Consider the following 5,696-nt stretch of genomic DNA (forward strand, 5'->3'; position numbering starts at 1 on the left):
GCGAGACCGCCGGCCTGATCGCCGACGCGACAGAGCTGCCCACCCGGGCCGTGCCGGGGGTGTACGAGGTACAGGCCGGACAGTACGAGATGAGGACCGGCACCGAGGCGCTGCTGGCGTACAACCGGCTCGTGCGGGACTGGCTGGAGCACGGTGACCTCTCCTCGTGCCTGCCGGGGGGAGAGAGCGCGCTGGACGTGCAGGAACGCGCGATGCCGTTGGTGACGGAGCTCCGCGAGAGCCACCTCGACAACGGTATCGACGTGGTGTTGGTGGTGCACGGCACCCTCATGCGGATGATCGCGGTGTTCGCCGGCGCCGTCCCCTCACAGTGGGCGCTGGTCAACCGGATCCCCAACTGCGGGGTCATCGAGTTGGCGCCGGACCGCGGTGGGTGGTCCTGTGAGCGGTGGGGCGACCACCTCGGACGCCCGCCGTTCTGACCGGCGGTGCGCCGGGCCGACCACCTTTCGCGCCCCGTCCTCCCCTCTGTTCGTGAACTGACCACTCCGACCAGAAGTCGCGCTCTAGTGTCAGACCCACCATGACCCTCAGCCCCGACATCCTCGCCGTCGCCCTCAAGACCGCGACGTCGTACGTCGTCAACGCGATCGAGGTCCTGCGTTTCGGCGGTCTCCAGACCGACGAGGAGTTCTCGCCGTTCGAGATCGCCACCCGTCGGCCGATGTTCCGGCTGCGCCGCTACTACGCGCCGGTGGCGGGGGTCGCGGAGCACGGACGTGTCGGCGGTGATGCGGAAGAGAGACCGCGCCCGCCGATCGTGCTCGTGCCCCCCATGATGATCTCCGCCGACGTCTGGGACGTCTCCCCGTCGACGAGCGCGGTGGCCGCGCTGCACGCGGCCGGCATGGATCCCTGGGTGATCGACTTCGGCTCCCCGGACCTCGAGGACGGCGGACTCGAACGCACCCTCACCGACCACGTGGTCGCCGTGAGCGACGCCGTCGACCTCGTCACCGCGGCCACGGGTCGCTCGGTGCATCTCGCCGGGTACAGCCAGGGTGGCATGTTCTGCTATCAGGCCGCGGCATACCGGCGCTCGCGCGACCTCGAGAGCGTCGTGACGTTCGGCGCGCCCGTCGACGTCCGCGGTAACGCCCCGCTCGGCGTACCCGAGGACCTGATCGTGAACGTCGCCCGCTTCGTCGCCGACCACGTCTTCAGCGATCGCTCGCTCCCCGGGTGGATGGCCTCGGCCGGGTTCCGTCTGCTCGACCCGATCAAGACCGCGCGTGCGCAGGTGGGTTTCCTTCGTCAACTCCACGACCGCGAGGCGCTGATCGGACACGAGCGGCAGCGCCGCTTTCTCGGCGGCGAGGGATTCGTCGCGTGGTCCGGACCGGCGATCGTCGACGTGCTCCACCAGGTGATCATCCAGAATCGGATGATGGTCGGCGGCTTCGTCGTCGGAGATCACGTCGTGTCCCTGGCCGACATCACCTGTCCCGTCCTCGCGGTGCTCGGGGAAGTCGACGAGATCGGCGTCCCGGCGGGCGTCCGGAAGATCGCGGCCGTCGCCCCCGGCGCGGACGTCTTCGAGTTCCCGGTCCGCGCCGGGCATTTCGGACTCGTCGTCGGCTCGACCGCCTCCTCGCTGACATGGCCTGCCGTCGCCGACTGGATCGACTGGAGAGAAGGCACCGGAGATCGTCCGAAGGGCATCGTCGAGGTCGGGCCCGACTCCGGTGGTGACCCGTCTCCGGGCACGGCGGTGATGCTCGCGACGGAAGGGGCGACGCAGATCGCCGGGGTGGGGGTCGGTGTGGTGCGCGGTGCCGGCCACCTCGCCGTGGGCACTCTGCGGACGACGCGGGCCCTGGGATACGAGGCGCTGCACGCCGCGCCGCGCCTGGTGCGACTGGGGCAGATCCAGACGGGGACACGCATCTCGTTCGCCAAGATCATGGCCGAGCGTGCGCGGACGCAGCCTGATGACGCGTGCTTCCTGTTCTCCGACCGCGTCCACACGTACTCGGCCGTCGACGCCCGGATCACGAACGTGGTGAGGGGGATGATCGAGGTCGGGGTGCGCCAGGGCGACCACATCGGTGTGCTCATGGAGACCCGGCCCTCGGCGCTGGTCGCGATCGCCGCGCTGTCGCGTCTCGGCGCCGTGGCCGTGGCGTTGCCCCCGTCCCGGGATCTGGCCGAACTGTTGACGCTCAGTTCCGTGTCCGAGGTGGTCGTCGACCCGGAGCACGCCGCCAGGGTCACCGACGCCGGGGCGCGGGCGCTCGTCCTCGGCGGCGGCGCGGACCGCGACCTGCCCGGAGACCTCGGCGCAGGGCTGGTCGACCTCGAACGCATCGACCCCGATGCGGTCGAGCTGCCCCGCTGGTACGTGCCGGACCCCGGCCGCGCCGGCGACCTCGCCTTCGTCGTCTTCACCCGCTCGACGGGAGCATGGCAGACCAAGCTCGTGACCAACCACCGGTGGGCGCTCTCCGCGTTCGGCACCGCCAGCGCCGCGCGCCTGACCGCCGCGTCGACGGTGTACTGCCTCAGTCCACTCCATCACCCGTCCGGTCTGCTCACCGCCGTCGGCGGGGCCGTGGCCGCCGGGTCCCGGATCGCGCTGTCGCGCGGATTCGACCCTGCGACCTTCGACGAGGAGATCCGCCGCTACGGGGTCACGGCCGTGTCCTACACGTGGGCGATGATGCGCGAGCTGGTCCGTCGGCCGGTGCATCCGGGCGAGACCCTCCCGGCGATCCCGCTCTTCATGGGATCGGGCATGCCCCGCGGGGTGTGGCGGCGGCTGCTGGACCGCTACCCGGGGACCCGGGTCCTCGAGTTCTACTCCGGCACCGAGGTCGACGTCGTCCTCGCCAATCTCTCGACGACCAAGCAAGGCGCGCGCGGCCGTCCGCTGCCCGGCACCGCCGAGGTGCGGCTCGTCGAGGTCGACCCCGACTCGGGCGCGATCAGGACCGGTCCCGGTGGCTACGCCGTGCCGAGCGGGGTCGGCGCGCCCGGCGTGCTCCTCACCCGGCCCCGTCTCCGGGTGGACGCCTCCGTTCGCCGGCTGCGCGGGGTGTTCCGTCGGGGCGACACGTGGGTGTCCACCGACGACATCTTCGAGCGTGACCGGGACGGTGACTACTGGCAGCTCGGCCAGGCGAGCACGGTGGTCCGCACGGCGCACGGCCCGGTGTTCCCGATCCAGGTCGCCGACGCGCTCGGGGATCTGCCCGAGGTCGACCTCGCCGTGCTGTACGGCGTGTCCGCTGCCACGGGTCCGGTCGCCGTCGCCGCGGTGAGCCGGTGGGGCTCCACGGCGATCACCGCGGCCGACGTCGGTGGCGCACTCGCCTCGGTCCCGCCCACCGGCCGACCGGATATCGTCCACGTCGTCGACGACATCCCGGTGACGAACTGGTATCGGCCGGACGCCACCGGATTCGCCGCCCGGGGCCTGCCGAAGGCCGGCCCGCGAACCTGGATCCGCGATCCCGGTACAGGCGGGTACGTGCGGCTGACCAAGGCGGTGCGGGACGGGCTGGTCACGTCGGACCAGCTGTGATGCCCAGGTCCGGTCACGTCGGACCAGCTGTGATGCCCAGGTCCGGTCAGCCCCAGCCGAGGGCGTGCAGGGTGTGCTCCTCGATCCCGAAGTGGTGGGCGATCTCGTGGATGACCGTCACCGCCACCTCGTGGACCAACTGCTCCTCGGTGGAGCAGAAGTCGCACAGCGCACCCCGGTAGATCGTGATCGTGTCGGGCAGGAAACCCGAGTAGGTGGTGTCACGCTCGGTCAATGCCACGCCCTCGTACAGGCCCAGGAGGCCCGGTTCCTCAGGATGGCGATCGGCGATGAGGACCACCACGTTGTCCATCGCGGCGAACAACGCGTCCGGCACGGAGTCCAGCGCGTCGTCGACGAGCGACTCGAACCGAGACTCCGCCACGACGATGCTCACGGCGTGCCCCCGGGGATCGGAACGGATACGGTCCCGGGATCCGGGTCGGTCGGCGTCCCGGGGGTCCCCTGGCCGACCCCGGGTGGCGGGACCTCGGTCGTGGTGGGCGCCACCGGGGTGGAGCCGTCGATCAACACGCCCTGCCGCGCGGACCCCCGCAGCACCGCGAACGGCCCGGGGTCGGCGGCCCTCATCAGTCCGCAGTTGACGGTGCGGCTCCCGGTCGCCCACGAGATCTGCGAGATCGGGTTGACGAGCGTGGAGATGAGGGTGGTCCGCCGCAGGGCCTCCCCGTCACCCAGGTAGGCGGTCCCCGCTGCCAGGCAGGCGTCCGCGGTGAGCTCGGCCTGCACCCTCGGCTCAGGCGGGGCGGGCTCCTCCGGGAAGAGTCCGGAGACGTCGACGTCGGAGACCACCTCGATCGCGTGGTCCTCCGAACACGGCACCGGCGCACCGGGCAGACCCTCGTCGGTGAACCCCAGGCAGGTGCCGGGGTCCCACCGTCGGTGCTGGTCGGCCTCCGCGAACACCCCTGTCGAGGTGGTCGACCGGCCGTTGAGTTCGGCCGCGGCGACGCCGCACAACACGGTGTGGTCGCCCTTGGCCCAGCCCTCCTCGGACGGGGGGACGACCAGCCCGGTGAAACGACCCGCCGGGTCGACCTCGCGGCCCCCCGCGTAGCGGGTGATCAGCGGCAAGCAGCGATCGGTGCCGATCGGGACCAACCTCGAGTTGTCCGGGAGCGGGGTGTTCTCGCCGAACCCGGGTACCCCGGAGAGGTCGATGCGGCCGGCGACCTCGAAGCGGTGGGGCTCCGCGCAGTCGACGGTCGTGAACGCGGTGACGCGGTCGGCCGCGTCGACCTGCCAGGTCAGGCACGTTCCCGGGGCCGCGTTCGCGTAGGCGGGCCCGGACAGCGTCCTCGGGTCGACCTGCGGGACGATGGCCGCGATCCGTTCCGCCGTCGCGGAGTTCGGATCCCCCATGGCCGAGGCCATGAGTCCACCGGTGATCGCCCCGCCGGACAGGATCGCGACGAGTGAGGCCATGACCGCGCCCCGGGTCCGGAGCAGTGACCGGCCCGGGTGTGGTGATCGCGAGGAGGTGATCATCGCATCCATGATGCCGCAACTTCGCCGCCCCGATAGGATTCAGGGCATGAGCGGACAGAACCGAGACGAGGCCGGCGGCCCGGACAGCGGAACCCGCGCGCCGCGCGAGGGGGTCGACCCGGAGGTCCTCGAGTTCGCACAGATGCTCTTCCAGCTCGCCCGGGACGGCGAGACCGAACGCCTGGCCGCCTACGTCGACGCTGGGGTGAGCCCGGACCTGACGAACGAGCGCGGTGACACGCTGCTCATGTTGGCCGCCTACAACGGGCATCCCGACACCGTCCGGGCGCTGCTCGCCCGCGGCGCGGATGTCGACCGCGCGAACGACCGCGGGCAGACCCCGCTCGCGGGGGCGGTGTTCAAGGGGTACGGCGAGGTGGTCCGGGTGCTGTTCGAGGGCGGTGCGGACCCCAACGGGGGGACGCCCACCGCGGTCGACACCGCCCGGATGTTCGAGAAGGACGCCTTCCTCGAACTCTTCGGCGTCTAGTTCGGGTGGTGGGACGGGGCCGCTAGGCTGGTCGCCGTGATCGATCTCAGGCTCCTCCGCGAGAACCCCGACCTCGTCCGCGATTCCCAGCGCACCCGCGGCGAGGACCCCTCGCTGGTCGACCGGCTGCTGGCCGCCGACGAGGCCCGCCGG

6 protein-coding genes are annotated in these 5,696 nt (G+C 71.6%); 4 read left to right on the forward strand and 2 right to left on the reverse strand.

Going from position 1 to position 5,696, the window contains the following annotated elements; all coding sequences use genetic code 11:
• Positions 1-443, forward strand: a 443-nt coding sequence (locus G6022_RS14165) for a histidine phosphatase family protein (protein ID WP_182691821.1), incomplete at its 5' end; no start/stop codon positions are given.
• A gap of 101 nt (positions 444-544) precedes the next feature.
• Complete coding sequence (locus G6022_RS14170; RefSeq protein ID WP_182691823.1) at positions 545-3,544, forward strand: AMP-binding protein; 3,000 nt, start codon at positions 545-547, stop codon at positions 3,542-3,544.
• Positions 3,545-3,590: 46 nt separating this feature from the next.
• Here the strand turns inward: G6022_RS14170 and G6022_RS14175 are convergent, their stop codons facing one another.
• Together G6022_RS14175 and G6022_RS14180 are read right to left on the reverse strand one after the other, a co-directional pair.
• The gene (locus tag G6022_RS14175) at positions 3,591-3,941 is read right to left on the reverse strand and encodes a metallopeptidase family protein (protein WP_182610619.1); all 351 of its coding nucleotides are present in this window, start codon (positions 3,939-3,941) and stop codon (positions 3,591-3,593) included.
• The gene (locus G6022_RS14180; protein ID WP_241731233.1) at positions 3,938-5,053 is read right to left on the reverse strand and encodes a septum formation family protein; all 1,116 of its coding nucleotides are present in this window, start codon (positions 5,051-5,053) and stop codon (positions 3,938-3,940) included. Before G6022_RS14180 ends, G6022_RS14175 begins: the two co-directional genes overlap by 4 nt.
• Positions 5,054-5,195: 142 nt before the next feature.
• Between G6022_RS14180 and G6022_RS14185 the strand changes: the two genes are divergently transcribed.
• Both G6022_RS14185 and G6022_RS14190 read left to right on the forward strand, forming a co-directional pair.
• Positions 5,196-5,543 (forward strand): ankyrin repeat domain-containing protein, encoded by a 348-nt coding sequence (locus G6022_RS14185; RefSeq protein ID WP_206682226.1) that lies wholly within the window; start codon positions 5,196-5,198, stop codon positions 5,541-5,543.
• A gap of 36 nt (positions 5,544-5,579) precedes the next feature.
• A partial coding sequence (locus tag G6022_RS14190) for a hypothetical protein (protein ID WP_182639708.1) occupies positions 5,580-5,696 on the forward strand: 117 nt, incomplete at its 3' end.

It is taken from the genome of Dietzia sp. Cai40 (genome assembly GCF_014145165.1).
In the GTDB taxonomy this organism is placed as follows: domain Bacteria; phylum Actinomycetota; class Actinomycetes; order Mycobacteriales; family Mycobacteriaceae; genus Dietzia; species Dietzia natronolimnaea.

Excerpts from the sequence above, each read along its gene's own strand:
- G6022_RS14180 (WP_241731233.1), bottom strand. The coding sequence starts at position 5,053 with ATGATCACCTCCTCGCGATCACCACACCCGGGCCGGTCACTGCTCCGG.
- G6022_RS14170 (WP_182691823.1), top strand. The coding sequence starts at position 545 with ATGACCCTCAGCCCCGACATCCTCGCCGTCGCCCTCAAGACCGCGACG.
- G6022_RS14185 (WP_206682226.1), top strand. The coding sequence starts at position 5,196 with ATGCTCTTCCAGCTCGCCCGGGACGGCGAGACCGAACGCCTGGCCGCC.